Raw genomic sequence first — 25220 nt, 5'->3', positions numbered from 1 at the left:
ACGGTCGGAGTCGAACTCGCGGCGGAGTTCGCTGGCGATCGATCACAGAATTCGACCGGTCGGACGGTCGCGGACAGACGAACATGGACTTCGCTATCGGCATCGGCGTTTTCATCCTCGCTATCTCCTTTGTGTTCCTGTTTCTCCCGTCGCTTATCACGCCGTTCGACTCGACGGTCAGCGGCGCGGAGACCGCCCAAGCGGACCGGGTCGCGGACGAACTCGTCGACGACCTCTCCGAGGGGACCGCAAACCGGCTCAACGTGACCGCGTTCCGGGAGACGTACGCCGACGACGAACAGCACCTGTCCGACCTCGTCGGCCTTCGTACCACCGACCGCGTCAACGTGACGATCCAGACTCTCAACGGATCGACGGTCGAGTCACCGGCCGGGGGAGAGAACCTCACGGCCGGTACCCGATCGTACGACGGGAGCGAGGTGACCGCGGTGGCCGCACGGATCGTCTCCCTCGAGGGCGACGTCGATCCGGGCGGTGAACCGGCGTACAGACTCGTCGTGAGGGTGTGGTGATACCATGAGCGGGACACTCCGATCGCGGACCGATCGTGGGCAGGCCTACACCCTCGAGGGGTTCATCGGCGCGATGGTCATTCTCATGGCGGTGCTGTTCGCGCTGCAGGCGGTCGTTATCACGCCGACGACGGGCGGACAGGTCGACCGAACCCTTCAGGCCCAGCTCCAGCAGGAGGCCCAGGACGCACTCGTCGTCGCCGGTCAGGACGGCGACCTGTCCCGAACCGTTCGGCGGTGGGACGCGACCGGCACTGGCTTCGCCGACATCGATCCTACAGATCAGGAGTCGTTCGCGGAGCATTCGACGCTGGGAGCGATCTTGAACCAGAGCTTCGCCGACGAAGGCCGGAGCTACAACGTGGAGGTACACTACGTGAGCGGATCGTCGACGGAGGCGACCGAGTCGACGGACCTTCACCGGCAGGCCGAGAGCCCGCCGTCCGAGGCCGTCGTCGCGAGCCACGTCGTCACGCTGTACGACGACCAGTACGTCGAACCCGAACGGAACGATCGGCTCGACGAGGTAGCTGACGCCAACTCGCTAATTCCACAGGCCAACGATGGCGAGATCGTCTACAACGTCGTGGAGGTGCGACTGATCGTATGGTAACCCGATCGAATTCCGACCACCGAAGCCGCGGCCAGGTGATCCTCGTCGGCGCAGTCGCGCTCGCGTTCATCATCCTCGGGATCGTCGTCGTCTTCAACGGCGTCCTCTACACCGAAACCATCTCCTCGAGTTCGACCAGTCAGGGGGCCTCTCACGCCGAACTGGCCGAGGTCGAACTCGAGAAGGGGGTCGCGCAACTGGGCCACGGCGTGAACGTTCACGAAGGGGGAGACGAGAACGCCCTCGCGGACGCGATCGAGAACGGCGACGGGTTCAACGACCTGTACAGGACGACGACCGCGAACGGTCGGTCCGCGGTTACGGACGTCTCGGACGTCGACGTCGTCAGAACGGCGGGCACCGTCCTGTCGGATATCGATCCGGCCGACCAAGACAGGATAAACTTCCACAACAGGGCCTACATCGGCCACTTCTCCTTCGAGATCGAGGGAAGTGACGACGGCGAAATCCAGATCGGGACCGGACTGGGAGAGACGGTGACGATCGATACGTACGGAAGCACCCTCGAGATCGAGACCGACGCTGGCGACCGCTGTTCCGTCGAGGCCGAGGAAGCCGTCTTCGATCTGGTATCGGGTGCGGTCGATGCGCAGACGGACTGTACGTCGTCGGATCTCTCGATAATCGATCCGGAGCAGGACTATACCGAAGTGCGGTTCGACCGCGACCGCATCGGTAGCTACGACATCGTCGCGACCGAAGATACGAACAACGTCAACTCCGGCGACGGGATCTGGGCCGTCTCCGTCGACGTCACCTACGATTCGAATCGAGTTTCGTACCAGGAAGCCGACAGAGAAATCGAGATTTACGGAGGGAACCGATGAACCGACGCCCCGGACCTCGAGACGAACGCGCGGTATCGATTACAGTCACGCACGCCCTGACGATCGGGATTACGACGATCCTCATTTCGGGGCTGTTGCTCAGTGCCGGCGGGATGCTCGAGCGGGAGACGGAGCGATCGACCGACCAGTCCCTCGAGACGATCGGCGAACGACTCGCGGGTGAGATCCAGAGCGTCGATCGGATGGCCGGGGACGACGGCCAGGTCAACGTGACGACCGATCATCCGCGGCGGATCGGGAGCAGGGCGTACACGGTGTCGTTGGGAACTGGTGACGACTGTGACGGGCCGTTACTCGAGGACGGAAGCGACTGCGTGATACTCACGCTCCGGGACGACGCCCCCGTCTACGTCCCCCTCGAGACCGACGCCGACCTGGAGACGGACAGTTCGGTCAGGGGTGGCGGGATCGAGGTCAGCTACGACGGTGACGACGACGAAATTCGACTCGAGAGGGCATACTGATGCACCGAACGACACACGCTGACGGCGGAACTGACGACTCGGACGCCGAACGCGGGGCCTCGGAAGTGATCGGGTTCATCCTCGCGTTCACGATCATCCTCGGCTCCGTTGCGATTCTCTCGGTGACCGCCTTCGACGCGATGGAGGAGTACCACGATCACGAACAACTCCAGAACGCCGAACGGGCGATGGACGCCCTCGCGGAGAACTTCAACGACCTCGCGCGGTACGACGGCCTCGAGGAACGGGAAGGCGAACTCGCGATGCGAGCAGGGAAAGTGACGATCGGTTCGAACGGCACCGAGTTGAACGTCTCGGTCGACGGGACACCGATCGTCGACCGATACGACGAGTTCGATCACCTCGGGGACGACACCGTCGATATTGGCGAGTTCCACTACGAGTACGACGGGACCTGGATCGCCTACGACGGCGGCGCGGTCGTTCGCGCGACCGAAACGCCCGACGGCGACACCAGTTTCGTGCTCGAGCAGCCGCTCCTGTCGGCGAGCGATAATACGGCGATCGTTTCGCTGGTTGCCATCGACGGTCAGGAAGGGAACATCCGGAGCGACGGGTCGGTCGGCTTCGAGATGACGGTCGAGAACCGCACCGTCGTCACCGACGACGTCGTCGACGACGTCACGATCGAACTGGACTCCTCGCCACACGCCGAACGGGCGTGGGAGACGTACCTCGACGAGCAGGGCTGGGCCGACGGTCAGGACGTCGATCGAGTGGTGATAACGATCGTCGAAGCCGACGTCGACTTCTGATCCGCCGGGGAGGAACCGACCGGAGCCGACGGAAACCGGCTCAGGACGTCGCGGATTCCCAGGACCCCGTCAGCATCACCCGGAGGTTCGCACGGGCGGCCATCGCCCGGACGCGACGCGCGTGATCGGCGACGCTCCCGCCCGTCTCGAGGTAGTACCCGCTCGACAGTTGCTGTGGTCGTTCCATGGGCGTACCGTCGTCACGGACGGGTTCCTCGTGGAGCACGGTCGGTTCGCCGTCGGGACTCCAGGGAACGCGAACCCCGGAGAGGCCCCGCTCGAACAGGTACTCCGCGGCGTGGGCGAGCGCGGCCCGCGAACTCGAGTGACCGATCGCACCGATCGAACCACGTTCGTTGAAAAAGCGGACGACGAACTCGCCGTCTCCCTCGGCATCGCCGTCCCCGTGGCCGTCGTCGGTACCATCGTCGGTCCCGTGGCTCTCCTCGGCGGCGTCGCTGGCTCTCTCGCCGTTCTCCCCGTTCGGTCTCGACCGAGTACTGCCCTCGGAGTTGCTCGTTCCGTCGGCGACTCGTCCGTCTTCGCTCGCGCCGTCTGATCGGGTGCTCGAGGTCGCTTCCCGAGCATCGACGGGATCGGAACGGTCGGTCGTACCCCGACGCTTCGGGTTCGAGTCGATCGTTTGACTTCTCGAGGTCGATCCAGCACCAGTCGACTCGTCGGAATCCCCGGTCGGCGATCGGTCGGTCGTCGGGTCGGTGAACGCGAGCGCGACGTCGCCGCTCTCGGCGTCGAAGGCGGCGTCCTCGTCGGCGAAACTGACGATCAGTCGATCCAGGAACCGTTCGGCTGCGGCCCGGAACTCGTCGGCGTAGACCTCGTTCTCGTCGGCGAGCCCCGTCAGGTGATCGACGATCGATTCGACGAGTTCCGACCGCTCGAGGGCGAATCGGCGGGCGACGAACTCGCGGGAGTGGCGTTCCAGGTGGCGTTCGATCGCCGTCCGGGAGAAGTGCTCGATCGAGTCGCCGTACTCCGGGAGTGCGGGCAGTCGGCAGGCGAGGCGGTCGGCGTCGGTCGTCCCCGCGAGGAAGACGTAGTCTCGACCGTTGGTGTAGATCCCCCGGTCGACGCCGGACCAGGCCATAGCTTCCAGCAGTTCTGCGGCACGGGCTTCCTGGAGGGACTCGTCGGCGGGTTCGACCGCGACGAACAGGGCGGGGACGGCGTCGACCGAGAAGACGTACTCGAGTCCGGTCTCGTCGACGACCGCGTTCGTGCGACAGTCGTCGGCGTGGACGTCCCAGCCGAGGGTCTCGAGGAACGGATCGACGAGCCAGGTGTGGGTTTCACGGCCGGACGTCGGCGGTGCCGACTCGAGCAACGACTGGGTTCGCGTGACGAACGAACGAAGCTCCTGGCCGGTCATTCGTGACGCTATTCGGCCGTGGTGCATATGTAACGGTCGGTCGCTCGTCACTGACCGAAGTCGGGGGTTACTCCCGCTGGTAGATCCGCAGGCGGGCGTCCTGGACTTCGAAGGCGGATTTCAGGTTCGGCGGGATCGTCTCGGCCTTGCCGATGACGAGGTAGCCGCCGGGTCGAAGCGACTCCGAGAGCACCTCGAGCATCGGCGACTTGTACTCGTTGTCGATGTAGATGAACAGGTTGCGACAGACCACGAGGTCGAACCCGGACTTGGGGTCGTCGTTGATGAGGTCGTGGCGTTCGAAGGAGACGGTTCGTTTCACGTCGTCCGCGATTCGGTAGGTGCGGTCGTCGACGTCTACGTAACGGGTGTGGTTGTCCAGAAACTCGAGCTGCTCGGCGATGTCGACCGTTCGGGACTCCTCGTAGACGCCCTTCCGTGCCGTCTCGAGGGCCGGGCGGCTGATGTCGGTCCCGAGGATTCGGACGTTCGATTCGTCGACCCGGTCGTCGTCGTGGGCGAGCATCGACAGCGAGTAGGGCTCCCGGCCGTCGGCGCAGGCGGCGCTCCAGATGCGGATCTCGTCCGTCTCCGACTCGAGTTCGCGGAGGACGGACCGGATGCCGTCCCAGACTTCCGGATTGCGGAAGAAGCCGGTGACGTTGATGCTCATCGATTCGATCAGCGCCTCCTGCTCGTCGGGGTCCGAACGGAGCAACTCGTAGTACTCGTCGTAATCGTCGCTGCCCGTCCGGCGAATCCGCGAGGAGATCCGTCGGTCGAGATAACTGTCGTTGTAGTGGCTCGTCGCGAACGAAAGTTCGTCCTCGACGAAGCTGAGAATGTCGTCGAACGCGTCGTCTGTCACAGTATGTTCACTCCGTGGGCTTCGTCGTCGGCAGTCTTCACCTCGAGTTTTCCCGTTTCCGGTGTAAACTTCACGGTTCGGCCGTGGTCGCCGCCGACGTCCTCCGCGACGATCGGAACCCCGAGTTTCTCGAGTTCGGCGCGTGCAGCGGCGACGTTTCGCTGACCGACGCCGTCGCCGAAACTCTCGAACTCGAACATGTCGCTGCCACCGGCGAGTTTCGCTTCGACCGACGTGTAGGTCGCTCCCTGTTCGACCATCCGCCGGAGCAACGCACGGATGGCCGTGTCGGCGTACTTCCCCGGTTTGCGGTCGCTGTTCTCGGCCGCGTCGCCGTCTGGAAGCATGGCGTGGGCGAGCCCGCCGATCTCGGCCTCTGGATCGTGTAACGCGATGGCGAGACAGGAGCCCAGTCCGTAGGACGTGAGCGTCTCGTCGCCGTCGCTGACTGCCAGTTCCGAGATGCCGACTTTGACCGGTGACGGTGCGCCGGGTTCGCTCCCGTAGGTCTTCATGGCTGATCGATCTCGCCGAATTCGGCAGTCGTGGGGGTGTCCTCGATCCGATCGACGTCGAGGTCGTTCAGCGCGCGCTCCAGGTCCTCCTCGTCGGGGATGGCGTACACCTCACAGTCGAAGGCCTGTCCGTCGGCGACGACGACCGTGTCGAAGACGAACGCGTACTCCTGGTTCTCGCCGAGACGGACGACGACGGGATCGACGGCCGCCGTCCCGATGTCGTGGATGAACTCCGGCGTCGAGTGGTCGATCGTCGTATCCAGTACGTTCGCCCAGCCGTCGAGAAAGCCACTCGCCATGATGTTCCCCAGTTCCGTGATCGCACTTCTGCCCATCTCGTCGAAGCCATCGGCCCCGGCCGTGTCGCCCGACGTGGGGACCATCGCGTCGACGATCTCGTGGGCCGACTCCTCGTCGAACAGGAACAACAGGAACCCACTCGGGACGCCGTCGAACTCGAAGGCGACGCCGACCAGGCGTTCGTCGGGCACCTGCTGGGGGATCGCCTCGAGCGAGACGAAGTTCAGCCGGCGGATCTCGACGCTGGTATCGATACCGGTCAGCGTCGTCGCGGTTTCGGCGATCTCCTCGGCACCGCGTTCGGCCATCCGATCGAAGCCGTCGAGTTTGTCGTACTCGATGCCGTCACTGGTGCGAAGGCGCTCTAAGAGTCGCGCCATCGATTCGCGCTTGGGGAAGAGGTAGTGATCGAACTCGATCTCGGCGTCGACGGTTTCGATCCGGCTCTGAAAGAGGAGCGCGAGGTCGTCGTCGGCCGGCGGATCCGCGAGGTCGTCCAGAAACGGGGCCGCGGAGTCACCCTCGACGAACTCGGGGGTCGAGACGTCGATCATCTCCTCGAGCACGTCGGCCCAGCCGTCGATGAAGCCGCTGTTCATGACCTGTCCGACCTCGGTAACGGCACTTTGACACATCTGATCGAACTCGTCGACGTCGGCGTCGATGGACGCGTCGCTGAGCAGTTCGTCGACGATCTGGGCGGCGTCCTCGCGGTCGAAGACCACCATCGAGTGGCCGTCGATCGCCCCGCTGAGGCTCACGCGGACGCCGACCGTGTCGGTCGACTCCGCGAGGTCCCGGCGGATGTCCCGTCCCCGCATGAAGTTCAGCTTCGTCACGCCCACGCGGGTCTCCACGTTGGTCATGTGGGTCAGCCTGCCGGCTGCGAGGCCGGTTCCCTCGCGGGCCATGCGGTAGAACGTTCCGAGGACGTTCACGTCGAGTTTCATGCGCTCTGGACGTCGATGGCGTTGACCATTTCGACGAACTCCTCCAGGTCCGGGAACGCGTAGATCTCGGCTTCGATCTGGTAACTCGGGACGGTGAGGTCCGAGTCGAAAAACAGCGCCAGATCGTCGTCGCCGAGGCCGGCAGTCCGCGTGACGATGTCCTCTCCGGAGGCGTAGACGAGCTGTGGCGCTGCGACGTCGATGACCCGGCCGAGCACGTCGGCCCAACCGTCGATGAACCCGCTGGCCATCATGTTCCCCATCTCCTCGACGGCGCTTCTGGCCATCTTGCCCGAGACGTTCGACATGTCGTCGACGACGTCGTTGAGCATGATCGCCGTGATCTTCTTCGCGCTGGCTTCCGGGAACAACACGAGGATGTGCCCGTGGGGTGGATCCAACAGTCGCACGCGGACGCCCACGCGCTTGCCCGGCTCGAGTTGGCCCTGGATGTCGTCGACGTCGACGAAGTTGGTCTTCGTCACCTCCATCTGGGCGTCCTCGCCGGTGAGCTTGCTCATGTTGTCGGCGACGCCGTTCGTCCCGACCTTCGCCATTTCGTTGATGAAACTCAGCTTCCGAATGTCGACCATCAGCGTCATCTGTTCCTCCGTAGGTGGATGTGTTCGTTCATAGTGTTGTTACGTCGAGAATGTTTACGACTTCCCCACGGCCGCGAACGGTCGCTCCGCTCAGCCCGGGGATGTCGGCCATGAACCCTTCGTACGGTTTGACGACGACCTCCTGCTGGCCGCGGACGCGATCACAGCGCAGCGCGACCGGCCTGACGTCGTCGCGAATCCGAACGACCATGCTCTCGTCGCCGTCTACGACCGTGTCCGCCGTCTCGAGGGCGTCCCCGAGGTCGATGACGGGGCAGGACTCCCCGCCGACCTGTAGAACGGGTTCGCCGTCGACGGTCTCGATCCGCTCCGCGGGTTCGACGTCCTGGACCGCGTCCGTCGGGACGCCGAACTCCCGGCCGCCGCTCTCGAGGAACAGCACGTCGTCGATAGCGATCGAGACCGGCACCGTCAGCGTCACGGTCGTTCCCTCGCCGACCTCGCTGTCGATCGAAATCGAGCCGTCGAGCGCTTCGACGGTGCGCTGGACGACGTCCATCCCGACGCCGCGGCCGCTGACGTCGGTCACCTCGTCGGCGGTCGAGAGGCCGGAGTGGAAGACCAGATCGACGGCCTCTTCGTCGCTCAACGCGGCCGCCTCGTCCTCGCTGAGGACGTCCGCGTCGACGGCCTCGGACCGCAACGCGTCGGGATCGAGCCCGCGGCCGTCGTCGGAGACCGTAATCGTCACCAGGTCGCGGTTCCGCGTCGCGCGTACCTCGAGTTGGCCGGTTTCCGGTTTCTCGGCTTCGGCTCGCTCCTCGGGTGCTTCGATCCCGTGGTCGACCGCGTTCCGGATCAGGTGGATCAACGGATCGCGGAGTCGATCGAGGATCGTCCGGTCGATCTCGACGTCCGTACCGGAGAGCTCGAGATCGACCTGTTTGCCCTGATCGCGCGCGACGTCGCGGACGACCCGCGGGAGCCGACTCGTAACGGAGTCGAGCGGCACCAGACGGACGTCCATCACGGTCCCCTGGAGTTCGGTGACGAGTTCGTCCAGTTCGTCGACTTCGTCCTCGAGTTCCGCGCGGTCGAGGTCGGTCTCGACGGCGTGTCGGAGCCGCACGCGGGTGGTGACCAGCCCCTCGACGAGGTTGAGCAACTCGTCGACCTGCTGGAGGTCGACGCGCACCGACTGGCTGTCGGCCTCGTCCTCCTCCTCGTCGACGTCGTCCTCGGGCTCCGGAACCGTGATGTCCGGAATCTCGAGGACGGGTTCCTCGATCACCGTCGTCGGTTCGTCGGCGGCTGCCGACGATGCGTCGGCGTCGTCGAACCCAGTGGATTCGTCGCGATCGTCGAACGCGTCGGCACCGAAAGTGTCCTCGAACGAGTCGTCGGCGTCCGGATCGAAGTCGATCGAGTCGAGCGTATCGTCGAGGGCGTCGGTCACGCCAGCGACGTCCGCGTCGACCGGTTCGGACTCGTCCACTTCGACGTCGTCCGTCTCGGCTCCCGCCTCGAGGTCGGTCGATTCTACACCGGACTGACCGAGGTCCGCGTCGTCGGCGGGCTCGAGGCCCGAATCGTCGACCGACTCGAAGCCGGTCTCCTCGGTCGACTCGCGGTCGGCGTCGCCTGACAGCGTGTCGTCCGTGGCGTCGAACGACCCGTCGTCGAAGGCGTCCTCGAACGAGTCGCCGGCGTCGGACTCGAGGGTGTCGGACTCGAAGGCGTCCTCCGTTTCGAAGTCGGCGTCATCGTCGTCGAACGGCTCCTCGGGCGCGTCGGCACCGAACGAGTCGTCGGCAGGTCCGGGATCGGCCCACGCCTCTTCGACGTCGTCGTCGACTGCGAACGCGTCGTCGACCGTCTCGTCGCCCGCGTAGTCGGTCGGATCGAACGACGACTCGTCGAGGGGAGAGGGCTCCGCGTCGACGAACTCGTCCTCGGCTGACTCGAGGTCGCTCTCGAAGCTGACCGAGTCGGCGTCGAACGTATCCTCGACCGCGAACCCGTCGCTCTCGTCGCCGAACGCGTCCTCGTGGGAGCGGTCGCCGCCGGTCGACTCCGTGAACGCGTCGTCGCGATCCGTCTCGGCTTCGGTATCCGTTGGCTCGCCCTCGGACGCCGCTGCAGCCACGTCGGCGTCGTCCGTCGAGGTCGCGTCGTCGGATTCGACCGAGTCGTCGGAATCGGCTTCCGCCGGCGTCGGCCCGTCTTCGGTTCCCTCGGGGGCCGACGCCGCGTCGGCCTCGACAGAGGCGTCGTCGGACGGGGTCTGGTCGGCCGGCGGCTCGTCCGCTGTCGGTGCTGCGTCGGGAGCGGCATCGGCCGCGTCGGCCGACTCCGACCAGTCGACGACCGTTCCGCTCTCCTCGGCGGAGTCGGTTTCGTCTTCGGCGTCCGACTCCGCTGGGTCGACCGCCGCCGCGTCGTCCGTCTTCGATCGGGCGTCGCTTTCGCTTTCGGCAGCGGCACCCGTTTCAGCGTCCACGGCGGCGTCGTCGGCTGGGCTGTCTGTTTCCTCGACCGCCGAACCGACAGCTACCGCGTCGCCGTCGTCGACGGATTCGTCGCCCGCCTCGCCCTCGAGCGGCTCGTCTTCGGCCGCTGCTGTGACCGACTCGTCGGCTTCCGACTCGAGGGCGTCTTCGGTGCCGTCCGCGACGTCGCTCCCGTCGTCGAGTGGTTCGTCGACGTCGGCCAGCAGGTCCTCCATGCCGACCTCTTCCTCGCCGTACTCGTCGAACTCGAGTTCGTCGAGCTCGTCCTGGAGTTCGTCGAAGCCGACCGGGTCGACCTCATCTTTGAGTTCCTCGAAGACCGCGCTGGCGTCGTCGACCTCCTCTTCCGCCTCCGTTTCGGCCGTCGACTCGTCGGCGTCGGCGTCGTCCGGTTCGCCGGGTTCGACCTCGGGTTCGACGTCCGCCTCCTCGAAGAGGTCGTCGAACGAACCGGCCTCGCCCATCTCGTCGAAGACGTCGAGGTCGTCGTCGTCTTCGACCTCCTTGACCTTCTCGTCCAAGTCGTCGAACTCGTCGACCTCGTCGAGCAGTTCGTCCACTTCGAGCTCCTCGGCGTCGTCCGCCTCGAGGGCGTCGGCGCTCGCTCGCGCGTCGTCGGCTGTGTCCTCGAGTCGGTCGGTGACGTCGACGATCTCGAAGTCGGCGATCTCGTCGACGTCCGTGAGCGCGGCCGCGATCGACGTTTCGTCGACCGAGCCGGCGAAGACGGCGTCGAACCGGCCGCCGTAGGTCCCTTCGGCGATCGCGTTCTGACCGGGATCGGTCCCGAGGAGGTCGAACGCGTCGATCAGGGCGTCGACGACCAGGCTCCCGTTCGAGGGGTCGCCGGCGTCTTCTTCGACGACCGCGAACCGAACGAGGAACCCCCGGTGGCTGCCGTCGTCAGGCGGCGACACCGACGACAGGACCCGATCGATCTCCTGCGGCGTCGGTCGCTCGACCGACGTCGCCCCGGCACGAGTCTCGCGCTCGAGAACGTCCCGAACGTGCTGGATCGTCTCCGTCGGATCGGTTTCGATCTCGCCACCGGTCTCGACCTCCCGGACCATCGTCTCGAGTTCGTCGACGGCGTCGAAGACGACGTCCATCACGTCGGACGTCAACTCGAGGCGACCGGCCCGGGCGGCGTCGAGGAGGTCCTCGATCGCGTGTGCGACGTCGCTCGCCGCCTCGAAGCCGGCGGCCCCGCAGTTGCCTTTGAGCGTGTGGGCGATCCGGAAGACCCGTCGCATCGCCTCCTCGTCGTTGGGCTCGCGCTCGAGCGCGAGCAGTTCGTTGTTGAGTTCGGTGATCCGCTCTTCGGTCTCGGCGACGAAGTCGGTCCAGCCGTCACTCATCGTTCTCACCCGCCATCGCGGCGGTAATCCTGTCGGCCAGGGCGCTCGCGGGGACGATTTCGTCGACGCAGCCGGTCCGGATCGCCCGGAACGGGATACCGAAGACCGAACTGGTCGCTTCGTCTTGGGCGATCGTGTGTCCGCCCGCGTCGTCGATCGCTTCGATGCCCGCGGCACCGTCCCGGCCCATGCCGGAGAGGACGACGCCACAGAGCGGGCCGGGACACCGCTCGGCGACCCGTCTCATCGTGTGGTCGATCGACGGTCGGACGCCGTGGTCCGGATCGCCGTCCTCGAGGCGGACGTAGAGGCCGTCGTCGTCGACGGTCACCCCGAGGTGGTCGTCTCCAGGGGCGACGACGGCGGTTCCAGGGGTCACCGGGTCGCCGTCTCGGGCTTCGCGCACACGGTACTCGCTTCTCGCGTCGAGGCGATCGGCGAACCGCGGAGTAAACGCCGCGGGCATGTGCTGGACGACGAACACGCGCGCCGACAGCGCGGTCGGCAGCCGCTCGAGCAACCCTTCCACGACGCTCGGGCCGCCGGTCGACGCCCCGACGACGATCGTGGGCGGCTCGGACGGGGTTCTCTCGACCGTGATCGGCTCGTCCGTCGATTCGACCGTCGTCGGTTCCCCTGCGGTCGTCGGCCGCACCGTTCCGGTTTCGACGCCGGCGACGGCGGATTCGGCACTCACGGCGTCGCCGGACGAGCCGGCAGTCGTCTCCACTGCCGACGCCGTTCGGATCGATCTGGCGGTCGCCGTCGTCTGTGCGACCGCCAGCGCCGATACGTCGACGGCGTCGAGGTCCTCGACCGCCGTGCGAACGTCGTCGACGAACGCCGCGACCGACGCCCGGTCGTTGTCGCTGGGCGTTCGGACGACCGTGACGGCACCGTACGCGAAGGCGTCCAACGCGGCCGGATCGGCGTCGGGCGACGCGAGTACGAGCGTCGGAGTCGGGTTTCGGGACATGAGCCGTTCGAGCACCGCTGCCCCATCGGACGGATACGTCTCGAGGTCGACGATCACGACGTCGGGGTCGACCTGGGAGACGGCCTCGACGAGGCCCGCCTCGGGATCGACCGTAACGACGTCGTAGCCTGCCGTCTCGAGCGCGTCGTCGACGAGTGATCGCACCGCGTGCGAGTCCTCGACAACGAGTACGGTCGTCATGCCGCGGCGACGTCCGTGAGGGCTTTCTTGACGTTCGGTTCTTCGAACGGCTTCGTCACGTAGCCGTCCGCACCGGCCTTGACGGCGAGTTTCATCTTCTCACGCTGACCGACGCTGGTACACATGATGACGTGGGCGTCCGGGTCGATTTTCTTGATCGCCGCGGTCGCCTTGATGCCGTTACACTTCGGCATCACGATGTCCATCATGACGATGTCCGGGTCGTGTTCCTTGTATAATTTGACGGCCTCGGCACCGTTAGTGGCCTCTCCGACGATGCGGTAGTCCTGCTCTAGGATTTGCCGAAGCAGATTCCGCATAAAATGAGAGTCGTCCACGATGAGAACCCCTGTCGACATTCACTGGTACACCGAACGGAAGTACCGATAGCGCAACTATAAACCCTGTCTTTCGATTATCATTCGTGATAACCTACACACACCGCCCGGCGCTGCCGGATTCTCGGTCGATCGGACGAAGAGTCGACGACGTGAGTCTCGAATCCGCTGTTATACGCGAAACGCGACCGTCGCTCGCTCACGTAGCGGCGTCGGCCGTCGACACCCGATAGCTGGACGCCGACAGGAGTGCGTCGAGTTCGATGACGGGGACGACCTCGAGCACCTCACGCTGCTCGCCCGCGTCCGCAGCGACGGTCGGATCCGGACCGTCCGCGGGTGTCTCGCCGTCGGCGGGTGCCGTTCGGTCGGCGAGTTCGATACTCCCCCGTTGGCGGCGGGTGCGCTCGATGAGCGACTCGACGAGAGGGTGCTCGAGCGCGTCCCCCGAAACCGGTCGCGACTCGAGGTCGTCGGCACTGAGGACGTCGCTTTCGGGAATCGATTCGACCGAGATCACGTCGTCGATCCGGAGCGCGGCTGACTGCTGGTCGTCGGGGGAGTCGAAGACGAGCAACTGTTCGTACTCGTTGCGATCCGCCGCGGTCGGGAAGTACACCCGCGGATCGATGACGGCGGTGATCTCGCCCCGGAGGTCCGTGACGCCCTCGATGGCGTCGGGTGTCCGTGGCACGTCCGTCACCTCGTCGGGGAGGTCGGTGATCGAGACGACGTCGTCGATGGGAACGGCCAGACGGTTGTCCCCGACGGTGAAGACGACGAACCGCTCGCGGTCCTCGGCGTCCTCGTCGGCGGACGTACGGGCCGAATCCTCGCGGTCTGTAACCGGGTCGATGTCGATTCCGAGGAGTTTCTCGGGTAGGTCCGGGGCCATCGTTCGTGGTTCACCGTCTCGTTCGAGCGACAAAACCTTGACTCCCGCGACTGTCACCGTTCGAGACGGAACCCGTTCCGAACGCGATCTCGAGTACCCGCTCAGTTCCCCGGTCTGAGCGGCCAACGAAACCGACCTCCCTCCTCGGCCCGTTCGAGCCATCGACCACTCCACTGGCGCGCAGTGGGTCGCCAGTTTTCGCCGATCCGCTCGGGACCGACCGCCGCCACAGCGCCGTCCCGTTCGTATCGAAAGCCATCTCACAACAATTATTACGCGCTCGTGCCGAGAGTTCCAGGAAGAGATGACGACCACCTCCGACCGGTCCAACGTCGACGACGACCGCGAGACGCTGTCGCTGCTGACCTTCTTCCTCGCTGGCGACCGGTACTGCGTTCGCCTCGCGTCCGTCGACTCCGTGGTCGGCGTCGAATCGCCCGACTCGCTCGAGGCGGCCGCCGACCCGTGGAACGCGGGGACCGTCTCGATCGACGGGACGTCGGTTCGCGTCGTCGACCTCCCACGGGTCGTCGCCTCACCGTCGGCGTCCGTCGAGCGTCCGGCGGAGGCGGCGTTGCTCGTCCTCGACGACGCGATCGGCGAGACGGCGCGGTTCGGCTGGTTGGTCGACGACATCGGAGACACGGAGACCGTTCGGCCGGACGAGGTGGAATCGACGCTCCCGAGCGCGCAGATCGTCCGTGGGCGACTCGACCTCGAGAGCGGGCCGGCGCTGTTACTCGACGAACAGGCGATCCACGCGTGACCGACAGCAGGCTGGTGTCCGACCGCTCACCGGAGTCCCGGCGGCGGCCCTCGATCGTCGTCCTCGATCTCGACGTCCAGCCCCATCTCCTCGCGCTGTTTCCGTAGCTGCTTGAGCTGTCGGTAGTAGTAGGCGATCCCCGCACCGCCGACGAGGGTAACGATCGCGACCAGTCCGAGGAACAGCGGGATGTCCCGCGACTGGTAGTACCGAAGCGAGATCGTCCCCTCGAGTTCGTCCCACCACAGCCGTTCGCGGTCGTCGACGACCTCGCGCTCGTAGTCGCCGGGGTTGACGTCGCCGAGCAGGAAGTTCGACGTCCGGTAGGCTTCCGGCAGGGTGACCTCGTAGGACCCCTCGACGTACGCCGGGAGCTGGAACGTTCGACTGCCGGCGCTCCCGGAGACCGCGAGCGTCCCGTTGCCGTCGGGCACCCGGATGTCGGTACTCGTCCCCTCCTGTTCGACCTCGAGTTCGGAGCCGGTCAGTTCGGTCCCGTTCGGATACCAGTAGCGGACGGCGTAGACGTCCAGCGCCTCGTCGCGGTAGAAATTCGAGCGGTACATCGACAGCTCCGCGGTGTCGTTGAGGTCGTAGACGGCGCGGAACTCGCCGTCGCTGATCATGCTGCCGCTTTCGATGCCGATGGCGACGTCGGCGTCGCTATCGCGGAGATCGTCGTACTCCTGCTCGCGGTCGAGATCCTCGTCCGAGATGCCGCCGAAAAACGCCGAACAGCCGGCGAAACCGACCAGGAGGGCGACCACGACCGTCGCGAGGAGGATCCGGCGATTCATATCAGGGAACGACACAGCGCAGTTCCGCGGGGAGGTAGTCGCCGACGCTGGCGAGCAGTCCCGGCGGGTCGGTATCTTCGGTACAGACGACGCTCTGCTCGAGGAGGCCCAGTCGCTCGACGGTGACGTAGTCCTGGGCGTGGCCCGCGCGGTTGAGCGTCGCCCGGACTTCCGCGCGCGTGGCGCTGTTGACGTTGAGTCGGCCGTCGCCGCGGGTCCACTCGTAGAGCCTGTCGACGTCCTCGTCGGCGAGGCCGGCGGCGACGACGACCCCCTCGCCCTCGGCCGCGTTCGCGGTGGTCGATCCGGCTTCGTCCACGTCCTCGCTCTCGGCGTCGCCCTCGTAGACGAACCGCAGCGGCATGTGCTGGACGAGGCCGAACCGCTCGCGCAACTGGACCGGCGACCCGGGGCCGAGATCGAGCGCGTCGGCCGGGATCCGGACCGGCCGCCCGGCGTCGAGCACGAAGCCGTCCTCGTCCCAGGACTCGAGGGTGCCGACGTAGGTCTCGCCGGGCTCGAACGCGTCGGCGATCTCGCCGAACTCCTCCCGGAGGACGTTCGCGGCGACGGTGGCGTCCTCGCCCTCGAGGGTCACCTCGGGGAAATCGTCCTCGCGGATCGAGAGCTCGAACGCGACCGCGAGGTCGCCGATCTCGTTGTCGATCAGCGACCGCAGCGAGTCGGTCGCCCGTTGCCGAGCGTCCCCCTCCACGTAGCATTTGGTTGCGAGTACGACCATCAGGCGTCCGCGTCGATGTTGAGTTCGTCCTCGAGCGCGTCGATGCGCTCGTCCATCGCGTTCACGAGGCGGTCGTTGTCCATCGAGTCAAGCGGCGAACCACACTCGGGACACTCGAAGCCGAAGTCCATGGCTTCGCCGAACTCGAACCGGATGGAACAGATCTCACAGAGGTAGAACTCGTGGTTGCGTTCGTACTCCCGGCGGTCCTCGAGCGCGTCGTGGAGGCGGTACATCTCTTCTTCTAGGTTCTCCGGGATGTTCTCGTACTCGAACGTCCAGAGGTAGGTCAGCCACCCCGAGTCCTCGTCGCGCAGCCGGCGATAGGTCGCCAGATCGTTCTCGTACAGGATAAACAGCGCCCGCCGCACGTCGTTCAACTCGAGGTCCAGTTCCTCCGCGAGTTCCTCGTCGGTCACTTCCCCGTCCGGCGGCGCGGCCGCGACGGGCATCCCCTTGGGACCGACCAACTCGTGTAAGTACTTCTGGATCACCGGATCCTCGAGCAGCTCCTCAAAAGCCATTACCTATCGATAACGGCATGTCGCCATTAAGTCTTTTGAGGACGGACGGCCTAGTCGGGCGAACACGCTTCACGCCGGCCCCGATCGGCGGTCGGCCGGTGTACCCCTCCCATTACAAAACGTCACGTCGGCGTAGTCGTCGCCGATGCGGATTCTGGTCTTCGCGAACACGCCCGCACACGTCCACCTGTATCGCCACGCCGTCTCCCGCCTCGAAGAGCGGGGTCACGAGGTGCTCGTACTCGGCCGGGAGTACGAGTGTACTACCGATCTGCTCGAGTTCTACGGCCTCCCCTACCGGAGCTACGGCGAGCACGATCCCGGGGAAGGGTCGCTCGTGGGTCTCGTCGGCGGGGTGGCCGACCAGTTCCGTCACATTGCGACGACGGCGGTCCGGTTCCGGCCCGACGTCGTCTTCGGCCGCGGTCCCTACGCCGCCGCCGCTGGAACGCTCGCGCGCGCGCCGACCGTCCTCGTCCTCGACGACGAACCCGCGGACGTCAACCACGTCGTCTCCCAGCCGTTCGCCGACACCGTCCTCTCGCCGCGGGTCACGCGGCGGGACCTGGGTGCGGACCACTACACGTTCGACGGGTTCGTCGAGTGTGCGTACCTCCACCCCGACGTCTTCGACCCCGACCCGGCGGTCCGCGAGTACCTCGGGGTCGGTCCCGACGAGCCCTACGCCATCGTCCGGTTCAACGCCCTCGAGGCGTTACACGACGCCGGGCTCGAGGGCTTTTCGCTCGCCCAGCGCCGGGACCTGATCGAGCGGTTGAGCGAGCGACTGACGGTCTTCGTCTCCGACGAGGGCGACGACCTGGACCTCGCCGACCTGCCCGCACGGCCCTACGACCTCCACCCGGCGCTGATGCACGACGCGATGGCCGACGCGGCCCTGCTGGTCGCCGACACCGGAACGATGGTGACCGAGGCCGGCCTGCTCGGCACGCCGGCGCTTCGCTACCGGGGGTCGGACGACCACGTCTACGGCGAGTTCCGCGAACTCGAGCGGGTCGGCCTGGCCGAACAGTTCGACGCCTATGAGGGCGTCCGCGACCGCGCGCTCGCCCTGGCGGCCGCCGAGGGGGCGACCGACCGCTGGGAGAAGCGGAGGCGGGAGTACGTCGGGGACCTCGTCGACCTGACGGACGTCATCGTCTCGGTCGCCGAGGTCCGCGGAGCGGTCGATCGACTCGGGGCGTCGACGCGACGTCAGTTACGCCACCGTGAAGACGCGCCGCCGCGTCGCGAGCATCCGTAGCCCTCGATCGCGCCTGTCGCGGTTCGGTTCGACGGAAATCGTCGGCGGGCGTGGCACTCGAGTGGAACGTGACCGACGGTTTCGGACGGGAACCGACGGTTACGTCGTGTTACGTGACGATTAGTCCGCCAACACTTATCCGGGGTCCCGGAATACGGGATCTACCGATGGCCCTCTCCAAACTACTCTCGGGGTTGCGGGGTCCCGCCGATTCGTCCGACTCCGAGGGGCGATCAGAATCGGAAGACGATCGAACGGTGGTTCGAGAGTGTCGCAACTGCGGGACGAACGTCTCGGCCGGGACGACCCGCTGCCCGGTCTGTGACGCCGCTGACATCGCGGTCTACTCCATCGACTGACCGTCCCCGGTCCGCGTGGGTTCGCGTCCGTCGTCGCCGTCGGCATCGTCGTACTCGTAGCGCGTCACCTCGAGCGAGTCGTTCTCGGCGGCGTCTAAGGCGATGGCGAGTCCGAGCGAGAGGAGGCCGAGCAGGAGCGAGACGAACGACGCGAGCAACCCGACGAACGCGCCGGTGTCGTCGCCTCGAACCCGCCGCCGGAGCGAGGCCAGCGTCCCGGCCGTACCGCCAGCCAGCCCCGCGGTTCCGGTGCCGTAGAACAGGACGGTCGGCCGAAACCCCTCGACGACGTACTCCCGTTTGAGCCGCCACAGGAAACTCCTGAGCAACAACACCGAGACGTACCGAACGAAGGGTACGTACCGGATACTGCTGGTCTCGTCGCCGTAGACGGCCGACATGGAAACGTCAGCGACGCGGCGGTCCTCGACGTTGAGGTGAGTCAGCAGGTGGTTCAGGAAGCCGTACCGGTCGGTGATCGACTCGAGGTCGAGCGATTCGATCGTCTCCCGGGAGATGGCGGTGTAGCCGTTCTGGGGATCGCCGACCGTCCAGTAGCCCGAGGCGAACTTCGTGAGCCCGGTGAGTACGGCGTTCCCGACGAACCGGAACGTCGACATTCCCTCGCGATCCTCCGGCCGGAGCAGGCGGTTGCCCTTCGCGTAGTCGGCTTCGCCGGTAGCGACCGGGTCGACGATCCGATCGAGGATCTCGGGATCCATCTGCCCGTCGCCGTTCATCACCGCGACCACGTCCATCTCGTCGGCGACGGCGCGCCGGTAGCCCGTCTTGACCGCGCCACCGTACCCCTTGTTCTCCTCGTGACGGATCGGGACGACGCGGCGGGCGTCTTCGCCGCCGTCGGCGACCGCCAGTTCGGGCTCCGATTCGGCGTCGTTGATCCGTTCGGCGACCGCCTGGATCTCCGCCCAGCTCTCGTCGCTCGAGGCGTCGTCGACCGCGTAGATCCGGTCGACGAACTCGGGAACGGTCTCGATGACGTTCCCGACGAACCCCTCCTCGTTGTAGGCGGTCACGACCACCCCGATGCGCTTGCCCCTATACATCGTTGCCACCGTCGGTCCGCCCGGCGTCTCCGGGAGTCCTACCCGAAGCGGTACCGTCCGTCGCTCGCGGTGGTTCCGGTTCCGTCCGGTCGCTCGAGTCGCGACTGCCGCCCGGCGGCGCACCGGTGGCCGAGCCCGCGAGCGTGTAGACGCGGTGGTCCGTCGCGTCGCCGTCGTGTGCCGGCCAGCCGTCGTATCCGGTCAGCGCGTCGCGACCGTCGACGACGACCATCGGCTCGAGGTCGGTCCAGTCGATCCGCCCGAACTCCTCGTGGGGGGTGACGAGGACGGCTGCGTCGAACGATTCGACCGACAGCGCGTCGCAGTCGACGGCGCGCACGCCGAACTCGGCGGGATCGACGAGCGGATCGACGCCGGCGACCGCCGTGCCGGCGTCGCGGAGCGCCTCGACGACGCCGAGCGCCGGGGAGGCGCGGGTCTCCTCGACGCCCGGGCGGTAGGTCAGTCCCAGGACGACCACCGACGCGTCGGCGAGGTCGGGTTCGACGTCCGGGTAACCGTCCGAACGGGCGGCCGCCGCGAGTTCCCGCTCGAGGCGGTCGACGACGACCGACGGCATGGCGTCGTTGACCCGGCGTGCGGTACGGGTCAGGTCCATCGGCTCGTCCGCGCCGGACAGCAGGAAGTGCGGGTAAAAGGGAATGCAGTGGCCGCCGACGCCCGGGCCGGGGTCGTGGAGCTGACACATCGGCAGCTCGTTGGCCGTCTCGATAGCCTCGCGGACGGAGATGTCCAGTTCGTCCGCGAGCCGTCCGAGTTCGTTCGCGAGCGCGATGTTGACGTCGCGGTAGACGCCCTCGAACACCTTGACGGCCTCGGCGGTCGTCGCGTCCGAGACCGGGTGAACCTCGTTGCTCGAGAGTTCGTCGTAGACGACCGCCGCTGCGCGGGTGCTCTCGTCGTCGACCCCGCCGACGACCTTCGGGTACTGGCCGCGGATGTCCCGTAGGGCCGTCCCCGAGGAGGTCCGTTCGGGACAGAACGCGAGGCCGAATGCCTCGGGGTCGAGCCCCGACTCGGCCGCGAGGTGGGGCTCGAGGACGTCCCGACAGGTGCCCGGCGGCAGCGTCGATTCGGCGATCACGAGGTCGCCCGGAGCCAGCCCGGCGGCGATGGCGTCGGCGACCGACTCGACGGTCGCCAGCTCCGGCTCGTCGTCCTCGTCGAGCAACGTCGGGACGATGATCACGTGAATGCGGGCGCGTTCGGCCGCTTCGGGGCCGTCCGTGGTCGCCTCGAGCCGCCCTGCGTCGACCTGTTCGCCGACGAGGTCGTCGAGGCCGGGTTCGCCGACGACGTGGCTCCCGCCCGCGTTCACCGACTCGACGACCGACGGATCGACGTCGACGCCGGTGACGTTCCCGGTCGTCTCCGCGTAGACGGCCGCCAGCGGCAGTCCCATCTTACCGAGTCCGTAGACGGCGACCGGTATCTCGCCGCCCGTCAGCAGGTCGCGCTGTCGCTCCTCGGACGCGTCGGTCCCGTAGAGCGGGGGCGCGTCGTTCGGGCTCTCGGCGTCCGGATTCCGTTCGTCGCTCGAGGCCCGCGTCATCGGGCTTCCACCTCCCGTTCGCGCTCCGGCTGGTCGTCGACCAGTGCGTCGATCCGCTGGACCGTCTCGAGGGCCTCGATGCCGTCCTGGGCCGTCACCTCCGGTTCGGACTCGGTGCGGACCGCCTCGACGAACGCCTCGAGTTCGTGGCGCAACGGTTCGCCGTTGTCCACGCGCGGTCGTTCGACGACGCTCTCGTGGCGGTAGCGCCGCGTTCCGTCGTCGTTCAGGTACTCGGGGTAGGAATCCCGGTGGATCAGCACGGACTGCTCGAGGTAGTCGACCTCGACGAGACACTCGCGGGCCGTGACGGTCAGTTTCCGGACCTTCTTCTGGGTGACCCGGCTGGCCGTCAACGAGGCGAGCACGTCGTCGTAGGCGAGCGTCGCCGTCGCGTACTGGCCGTCGTCGGTCCCCATCGCGGTGATCGAGTCCGGCCGATCGCCCAGCAGCGAGTCCACGATGTCGACGTCGTGGACCATCAGGTCGTAGACGACGTTCCCCCGGTTCGTCCGATCGACCGGCGGGCCGAGCCGTTCGGCCTCGAGGCTGATCACCTCGAGGTCGTCGAGCAGGTCGTCGACGGTCTGTACCGCGGGGTTGAACCGTTCGATGTGGCCGACCTGGAGGACCAGGCCCGCCTCGTCGGCCTGCTCGGCCAGCCGTCGACCCTGCTCGAGGGTTTCGGTGATCGGCTTCTCGACCAGGACGTGGACCCCCGCCTCGAGACACCGCGAGACGGTCTCGTAGTGGGCGGGCGTCGGGACGGCGACCGTCACGACGTCACACCGCTCGAGCAGCGATTCGACGTCTAGGGCGTCGGTGCCGTACTCGGCGGCGACCTCCCGCGCGACGGCGGCGTCGCGGTCGCTGACGCCGACCAGGTCGACGGCCGGGAGTTCGCTGTAGACGCGCGCGTGGTTCTCGCCCATCGCACCCACGCCGACGACGCCGGCGCGAATCGACCGTGGCTGATCGCGTGTTGGTGTACTCATGTGGGATCTGAATCGACGTACGACTGGACCGCTTCGACGACCGTCCGTCGGTCGCGTTCCGAGAGCCCCGGGTGGACCGGAATCGACAGCACCGTCTCGGCCGCCCGCTCCGCTCGCGGAAGCTCCACGGCGGCCGTGCTGACCGTCTCGTACGCGGGCTGGCGGTGGATCGGCGGATCGTAGTAGACCGCCGTATCGACGCCCCGGTCCGCGAGCGCCCGCGCCAGTCCGTCGCGGTCGTCGTACCGGATCGTGTACTGGTGGTAGACGTGCCGGTAGCCGTCGGGTACTGTCGGCGTCCGAACCGGCAGATCGGCGAACGCCTCGTCGTACGCCGCCGCGTTCTCCCGGCGGGCCTCGACGAACTCGGGCAGGCGCTCGAGTTGGCACCGGCCGATGGCGGCGGCGACGTTGGTCAGCCGGTAGTTGTGGCCGAGTCGGCGGTGTTCGTAGCCGCCGTCGTCGTCCGGCGCGCGGCCGTGGTTGATGTAGCTCGCGATCCGATCCGCGACGTCCGCCCGGTCGGTCGTGACCATCCCGCCCTCGCCCGTCGTCATGTTCTTCGTCGGATAGAAGGAGAAACAGGCCGCGTCACCGATGGCCCCGACCCGTCGCCCTTCGATGGACGCGCCGTGGGCCTGGCAGGCGTCCTCGAGGACGAACAGGTCGTGTTCGTCGGCGATATCGGTGAGGGCAGGCATCTCGGCGGGCAGGCCGTAGAGGTGGACCGGGAGCAGTCCCACCACGTCGTCGCGCCGCGAGAGCACCCGCTCGACGTCGACCGGATCGAGCGTGTACGTCTCCGGGTCGACGTCGGCGAACACCGGTTTGCCGCCGGCCAGCCGGATCGCGTTCGCGCTCGCGACGAACGAGAACGGCGAGGTGACGACGGCGTCGCCCTCCTCGACGCCGAGCGCCTCGAGGGCGGCGTGCAGCGCGGTCGTCCCGTTGGACGTCGCGACGGCGTGGCTCACCCCACAGTAGGTGGCGAACGCCGATTCGAAGGCGGCGACTTCGTCTCCGGCGGCGAGGACTCCGCTCTCGAGGACGGACCCGATGCGCTCTATTGCCGCCGCGCCGACGTCAGGGGCCGCGATCGGGACGTCGTCGTTCTCCGGTTCGGTCGCGTCATCGTCGCGCTCGTCGGCAACGTCCGTCTCGGTCCCGGGGGCGTCCATCCCGCTGTCGGTGCTGGTCTCGCTGTCGCTCATGCCAGATCGTTCGGCCCCTCGAGGGGGTCCGGTAACGGCTGGGTAGTTGCGGGCGCTCCGACGGCCAGGGTGTCGGCCGGGACGTCCTCGGTGACGACCGCGCCGGCGGCGACGAAGGCGTTCTCGCCGATCGTCACGCCGGGCAGCAGGGTCGCGTTCGCGCCGATCGACGCGCCCTCGCGGATCGTCGGTCCCTCGAGGTCGTCGTCAGTCCGAACGGGGTACTCGTCGTTGGTCAGGACGGCACCCGGTCCGACGAAGACGTTGTCCTCGATGGTCGTCCGGGTCGGCACGTAGACGTTGGTCTGGAGGCTCACGTGCGAGCCGATCGTCGTCTGCCCGTCGATGACCGTCTTCGTGCCGACGAGGACGTCGTCGCCGATGGTCGTTCCCTCGCGGATCAACACGTCGTGACCGGTGGCGAGACCGTCGCCGATGGTCACGTCGCCGTAGACGATCGATCCCTCTCTGATCGTCGCGTCGCGACCGATGCGGGTCGGTTCGTCGAACTCTCCGTAGCCGATCGTCGCGCCGTCGTCGATCGCACAGCCGTCACCGAGAGCGGACTGGGTCATGCACGGCCACCTCCGTTCGTGTCGGCGTGACGTCTCGATCGCTCCGACCGTCGCGCGACAGGGCCGGACGACGACCCGTACACACCCGTTCGCGTCGCACTGGTCGTCGCAGGCGACGATCCGCCGCGTGCGATCCGTATCGCGTCGTCCGACGGCGTGAGAACGTCGTGTCGTCGATGTGGTTGTATCATCGGTTACTCGATACCCGGGTGGGAATCGTCCTGATACAGCCGATACCGAGGTTTTGTTATCCCGGGCCTGAGCCCTCGTAGCGACGAACTACAGCCGTTCCACGCGCCCGACCGATCGTCCGTCGGGGGCAATCGACCCCAACATCGGGCCGTCCGTTCGAACAGCATTCGATCGTTGAAACGTCGCATATCGCGTCAGTCACGGCTGCTAACGGGTATAATTCGCTTTCGACAGGGTAGCCCTGCGATAGTAAAGGGTGCGGAACTGGCACACGTGGTGTGAGGTATCCGTCCACCCCCGACCGAGACCAGGATCGGGACCACGAGGGCATCCATGTCTGACCACGAACTCACTCAGGCCGAACTGTTCGACGTGTTCAGTAACGCACGGCGTCGACGAACCGTCCAGTACCTCAAACAGCAGGGAGGTCACTGCGAGCTGTCCTCGCTCGTCGAGCAGGTCGCAGCCTGGGAGAACGACACCGACCCCGACGACGTCACCCGCACGCAACGGCGGCGCGTGTACATCTCCCTCTACCAGACCCACCTGCCAATGCTCGAGGAGCACGGCATCGTCGACTGGGACCCCGACGCCCACACGATCGAACTCCTCCCCAGCGAGGAGGTCTTCGAACCCTACCTGGATCGCCACCTCGAGGGCAGCCGTCGGTGGCACCTCGCGTACTTCGGAGTGACCGTCCTCGGGGCGGCCATCGTCGCGGCGACCTGGATCGCGCCGATCTCGAGCGCCGTTGTCCCCATCGTCGTCCTCGCGCTGTGTCTCGTCGTGCTCGCGATATCGCTCGTCCAGTTCGTCTCTCGACGCTCCGACCTCGGCCTTCCGATCGGTCGTGCGAGCCACTAGTCGGTTCGTCACGGGCTGTTTCTCCGCACTGCGGCAACGTGTCGCTGGTAGTACCCTGTCAGGGAGGACGTTCTCTCGGGTGAGTCGGCTCCCTCCCTCTTCGCGGGACGGGTACTCGGCGTGTAACTCGTCGAAGACGGCGTTCGACAGGCTCTCTGAGGCCTTCAGG

26 protein-coding genes are annotated in these 25220 nt (G+C 66.8%); 9 read left to right on the top strand and 17 right to left on the bottom strand.

The annotated features are described in order from the left end of the window. Window positions 1-83 precede the first annotated feature (83 nt). Genes TX79_RS04645 through TX79_RS04625 form a run of 5 tightly spaced genes read left to right on the top strand, consistent with a single transcriptional unit; the run spans window position 84 to window position 3255 of the window. On the top strand, window positions 84-533 hold the full coding sequence (locus TX79_RS04645) for a DUF7287 family protein (RefSeq protein ID WP_230198542.1): 450 nt from the start codon (window positions 84-86) through the stop codon (window positions 531-533). A 4-nt stretch (window positions 534-537) separates the two neighbouring features. After that, window positions 538-1146: a DUF7288 family protein gene (locus tag TX79_RS04640; protein WP_049925991.1), complete on the top strand. Its 609-nt coding sequence runs from the start codon at window positions 538-540 to the stop codon at window positions 1144-1146. Then, window positions 1140-1994, top strand: a complete 855-nt coding sequence (locus TX79_RS04635) for a DUF7261 family protein (protein ID WP_049925989.1) — start codon at window positions 1140-1142, stop codon at window positions 1992-1994. Before TX79_RS04640 ends, TX79_RS04635 begins: the two co-directional genes overlap by 7 nt. Then, window positions 1991-2479: a DUF7266 family protein gene (locus TX79_RS04630; protein ID WP_049925988.1), complete on the top strand. Its 489-nt coding sequence runs from the start codon at window positions 1991-1993 to the stop codon at window positions 2477-2479. Before TX79_RS04635 ends, TX79_RS04630 begins: the two co-directional genes overlap by 4 nt. Further along, window positions 2479-3255: a DUF7289 family protein gene (locus TX79_RS04625; protein WP_049925986.1), complete on the top strand. Its 777-nt coding sequence runs from the start codon at window positions 2479-2481 to the stop codon at window positions 3253-3255. Before TX79_RS04630 ends, TX79_RS04625 begins: the two co-directional genes overlap by 1 nt. A gap of 40 nt (window positions 3256-3295) precedes the next feature. Here the strand turns inward: TX79_RS04625 and TX79_RS04620 are convergent, their stop codons facing one another. From TX79_RS04620 to TX79_RS04580, 9 genes are all read right to left on the bottom strand, one after another. Then, a complete protein-coding gene (locus TX79_RS04620; protein ID WP_049925984.1) occupies window positions 3296-4645 on the bottom strand; it encodes a hypothetical protein in 1350 nt (449 codons plus the stop codon). Between the two features lie 67 nt (window positions 4646-4712). Next, a complete protein-coding gene (locus TX79_RS04615; RefSeq protein ID WP_049925982.1) occupies window positions 4713-5513 on the bottom strand; it encodes a CheR family methyltransferase in 801 nt (266 codons plus the stop codon). Beyond that, a complete protein-coding gene (locus TX79_RS04610) occupies window positions 5510-6028 on the bottom strand; it encodes a chemotaxis protein CheD (protein WP_049925980.1) in 519 nt (172 codons plus the stop codon). Before TX79_RS04610 ends, TX79_RS04615 begins: the two co-directional genes overlap by 4 nt. Further along, window positions 6025-7281: a chemotaxis protein CheC gene (locus tag TX79_RS04605; RefSeq protein WP_049925978.1), complete on the bottom strand. Its 1257-nt coding sequence runs from the start codon at window positions 7279-7281 to the stop codon at window positions 6025-6027. Before TX79_RS04605 ends, TX79_RS04610 begins: the two co-directional genes overlap by 4 nt. Continuing rightward, window positions 7278-7883, bottom strand: a complete 606-nt coding sequence (locus tag TX79_RS04600; protein ID WP_049925977.1) for a chemotaxis protein CheC — start codon at window positions 7881-7883, stop codon at window positions 7278-7280. The genes TX79_RS04605 and TX79_RS04600 overlap by 4 nt, the downstream gene beginning before the upstream one ends. 28 nt (window positions 7884-7911) lie before the next feature. Further along, window positions 7912-11712, bottom strand: a complete 3801-nt coding sequence (locus TX79_RS04595) for a chemotaxis protein CheA (protein WP_049925975.1) — start codon at window positions 11710-11712, stop codon at window positions 7912-7914. After that, window positions 11705-12889, bottom strand: a complete 1185-nt coding sequence (locus TX79_RS04590) for a chemotaxis protein CheB (RefSeq protein ID WP_049925973.1) — start codon at window positions 12887-12889, stop codon at window positions 11705-11707. Before TX79_RS04590 ends, TX79_RS04595 begins: the two co-directional genes overlap by 8 nt. Further along, entirely contained in the window at window positions 12886-13248 is a 363-nt protein-coding gene (gene cheY / locus TX79_RS04585; protein ID WP_049925972.1) for a chemotaxis protein CheY, read from the bottom strand. Before cheY ends, TX79_RS04590 begins: the two co-directional genes overlap by 4 nt. Window positions 13249-13426: 178 nt before the next feature. Further along, complete coding sequence (locus TX79_RS04580; protein WP_049928276.1) at window positions 13427-14122, bottom strand: chemotaxis protein CheW; 696 nt, start codon at window positions 14120-14122, stop codon at window positions 13427-13429. A gap of 304 nt (window positions 14123-14426) precedes the next feature. Between TX79_RS04580 and TX79_RS04575 the strand changes: the two genes are divergently transcribed. Continuing rightward, complete coding sequence (locus TX79_RS04575) at window positions 14427-14888, top strand: chemotaxis protein CheW (protein ID WP_049925971.1); 462 nt, start codon at window positions 14427-14429, stop codon at window positions 14886-14888. A 26-nt stretch (window positions 14889-14914) separates the two neighbouring features. Here TX79_RS04575 and TX79_RS04570 read toward each other — a convergent pair whose 3' ends face one another. Genes TX79_RS04570 through tfe form a run of 3 tightly spaced genes read right to left on the bottom strand, consistent with a single transcriptional unit; the run spans window position 14915 to window position 16951 of the window. After that, window positions 14915-15685 carry a DUF5803 family protein gene (locus tag TX79_RS04570; protein WP_049925969.1) on the bottom strand — a complete coding sequence of 257 codons (771 nt, stop codon included), beginning with the start codon at window positions 15683-15685 and terminating at the stop codon, window positions 14915-14917. Between the two features lies 1 nt (window position 15686). Further along, window positions 15687-16427: a DUF2110 family protein gene (locus TX79_RS04565; RefSeq protein WP_049925968.1), complete on the bottom strand. Its 741-nt coding sequence runs from the start codon at window positions 16425-16427 to the stop codon at window positions 15687-15689. After that, window positions 16427-16951: a transcription factor E gene (gene tfe / locus TX79_RS04560; protein ID WP_049925965.1), complete on the bottom strand. Its 525-nt coding sequence runs from the start codon at window positions 16949-16951 to the stop codon at window positions 16427-16429. Before tfe ends, TX79_RS04565 begins: the two co-directional genes overlap by 1 nt. 145 nt (window positions 16952-17096) lie before the next feature. On the opposite strand from tfe, the gene TX79_RS04555 reads away from it, so the two are divergent. Beyond that, the gene (locus tag TX79_RS04555) at window positions 17097-18215 is read left to right on the top strand and encodes a DUF354 domain-containing protein (RefSeq protein WP_049925964.1); all 1119 of its coding nucleotides are present in this window, start codon (window positions 17097-17099) and stop codon (window positions 18213-18215) included. 167 nt (window positions 18216-18382) lie between these two features. Then, a complete protein-coding gene (locus TX79_RS04550; RefSeq protein WP_049925962.1) occupies window positions 18383-18574 on the top strand; it encodes a hypothetical protein in 192 nt (63 codons plus the stop codon). Here TX79_RS04550 and TX79_RS04545 read toward each other — a convergent pair. Genes TX79_RS04545 through TX79_RS04525 form a run of 5 tightly spaced genes read right to left on the bottom strand, consistent with a single transcriptional unit; the run spans window position 18559 to window position 23995 of the window. Then, window positions 18559-19641: a glycosyltransferase family 2 protein gene (locus tag TX79_RS04545; protein WP_049925961.1), complete on the bottom strand. Its 1083-nt coding sequence runs from the start codon at window positions 19639-19641 to the stop codon at window positions 18559-18561. The genes TX79_RS04550 and TX79_RS04545 overlap by 16 nt on opposite strands. Next, a complete protein-coding gene (locus TX79_RS04540; protein WP_049925959.1) occupies window positions 19634-21214 on the bottom strand; it encodes a nucleotide sugar dehydrogenase in 1581 nt (526 codons plus the stop codon). Before TX79_RS04540 ends, TX79_RS04545 begins: the two co-directional genes overlap by 8 nt. Further along, window positions 21211-22209 (bottom strand): Gfo/Idh/MocA family protein, encoded by a 999-nt coding sequence (locus tag TX79_RS04535; RefSeq protein ID WP_049925957.1) that lies wholly within the window; start codon window positions 22207-22209, stop codon window positions 21211-21213. The genes TX79_RS04540 and TX79_RS04535 overlap by 4 nt, the downstream gene beginning before the upstream one ends. Further along, a complete protein-coding gene (locus TX79_RS04530) occupies window positions 22206-23420 on the bottom strand; it encodes a DegT/DnrJ/EryC1/StrS family aminotransferase (RefSeq protein ID WP_081655486.1) in 1215 nt (404 codons plus the stop codon). The genes TX79_RS04535 and TX79_RS04530 overlap by 4 nt, the downstream gene beginning before the upstream one ends. Beyond that, a complete protein-coding gene (locus TX79_RS04525; protein WP_049925956.1) occupies window positions 23417-23995 on the bottom strand; it encodes an acyltransferase in 579 nt (192 codons plus the stop codon). The genes TX79_RS04530 and TX79_RS04525 overlap by 4 nt, the downstream gene beginning before the upstream one ends. Before the next feature lie 525 nt (window positions 23996-24520). Between TX79_RS04525 and TX79_RS04520 the strand changes: the two genes are divergently transcribed. After that, on the top strand, window positions 24521-25051 hold the full coding sequence (locus tag TX79_RS04520; RefSeq protein ID WP_049925954.1) for a DUF7344 domain-containing protein: 531 nt from the start codon (window positions 24521-24523) through the stop codon (window positions 25049-25051). Window positions 25052-25220 lie beyond the last annotated feature (169 nt).

The sequence above is a fragment of the Halopiger goleimassiliensis genome, assembly GCF_000455345.1.
Taxonomy (GTDB): domain Archaea; phylum Halobacteriota; class Halobacteria; order Halobacteriales; family Natrialbaceae; genus Halopiger_A; species Halopiger_A goleimassiliensis.
This window is presented reverse-complemented; position numbering and strand designations above follow the sequence as displayed.

Coding starts and splice junctions, on each gene's coding strand:
- TX79_RS04575 (WP_049925971.1), top strand. CDS start 14,427: ATGACGACCACCTCCGACCGGTCCAACGTCGACGACGACCGCGAGACG.
- TX79_RS04645 (WP_230198542.1), top strand. CDS start 84: ATGGACTTCGCTATCGGCATCGGCGTTTTCATCCTCGCTATCTCCTTT.
- TX79_RS04550 (WP_049925962.1), top strand. CDS start 18,383: ATGGCCCTCTCCAAACTACTCTCGGGGTTGCGGGGTCCCGCCGATTCG.
- cheY (WP_049925972.1), bottom strand. CDS start 13,248: ATGTCGACAGGGGTTCTCATCGTGGACGACTCTCATTTTATGCGGAAT.
- TX79_RS04595 (WP_049925975.1), bottom strand. CDS start 11,712: ATGAGTGACGGCTGGACCGACTTCGTCGCCGAGACCGAAGAGCGGATC.
- TX79_RS04565 (WP_049925968.1), bottom strand. CDS start 16,427: ATGGTCGTACTCGCAACCAAATGCTACGTGGAGGGGGACGCTCGGCAA.
- TX79_RS04580 (WP_049928276.1), bottom strand. CDS start 14,122: ATGGCCCCGGACCTACCCGAGAAACTCCTCGGAATCGACATCGACCCG.
- TX79_RS04555 (WP_049925964.1), top strand. CDS start 17,097: ATGCGGATTCTGGTCTTCGCGAACACGCCCGCACACGTCCACCTGTAT.
- TX79_RS04605 (WP_049925978.1), bottom strand. CDS start 7,281: ATGAAACTCGACGTGAACGTCCTCGGAACGTTCTACCGCATGGCCCGC.
- TX79_RS04635 (WP_049925989.1), top strand. CDS start 1,140: ATGGTAACCCGATCGAATTCCGACCACCGAAGCCGCGGCCAGGTGATC.
- tfe (WP_049925965.1), bottom strand. CDS start 16,951: ATGGCTTTTGAGGAGCTGCTCGAGGATCCGGTGATCCAGAAGTACTTA.
- TX79_RS04590 (WP_049925973.1), bottom strand. CDS start 12,889: ATGACGACCGTACTCGTTGTCGAGGACTCGCACGCGGTGCGATCACTC.
- TX79_RS04535 (WP_049925957.1), bottom strand. CDS start 22,209: ATGAGTACACCAACACGCGATCAGCCACGGTCGATTCGCGCCGGCGTC.
- TX79_RS04545 (WP_049925961.1), bottom strand. CDS start 19,641: ATGTATAGGGGCAAGCGCATCGGGGTGGTCGTGACCGCCTACAACGAG.
- TX79_RS04530 (WP_081655486.1), bottom strand. CDS start 23,420: ATGAGCGACAGCGAGACCAGCACCGACAGCGGGATGGACGCCCCCGGG.
- TX79_RS04610 (WP_049925980.1), bottom strand. CDS start 6,028: ATGAAGACCTACGGGAGCGAACCCGGCGCACCGTCACCGGTCAAAGTC.
- TX79_RS04640 (WP_049925991.1), top strand. CDS start 538: ATGAGCGGGACACTCCGATCGCGGACCGATCGTGGGCAGGCCTACACC.
- TX79_RS04600 (WP_049925977.1), bottom strand. CDS start 7,883: ATGACGCTGATGGTCGACATTCGGAAGCTGAGTTTCATCAACGAAATG.
- TX79_RS04570 (WP_049925969.1), bottom strand. CDS start 15,685: ATGAATCGCCGGATCCTCCTCGCGACGGTCGTGGTCGCCCTCCTGGTC.
- TX79_RS04540 (WP_049925959.1), bottom strand. CDS start 21,214: ATGACGCGGGCCTCGAGCGACGAACGGAATCCGGACGCCGAGAGCCCG.
- TX79_RS04630 (WP_049925988.1), top strand. CDS start 1,991: ATGAACCGACGCCCCGGACCTCGAGACGAACGCGCGGTATCGATTACA.
- TX79_RS04625 (WP_049925986.1), top strand. CDS start 2,479: ATGCACCGAACGACACACGCTGACGGCGGAACTGACGACTCGGACGCC.
- TX79_RS04525 (WP_049925956.1), bottom strand. CDS start 23,995: ATGACCCAGTCCGCTCTCGGTGACGGCTGTGCGATCGACGACGGCGCG.
- TX79_RS04520 (WP_049925954.1), top strand. CDS start 24,521: ATGTCTGACCACGAACTCACTCAGGCCGAACTGTTCGACGTGTTCAGT.
- TX79_RS04620 (WP_049925984.1), bottom strand. CDS start 4,645: ATGACCGGCCAGGAGCTTCGTTCGTTCGTCACGCGAACCCAGTCGTTG.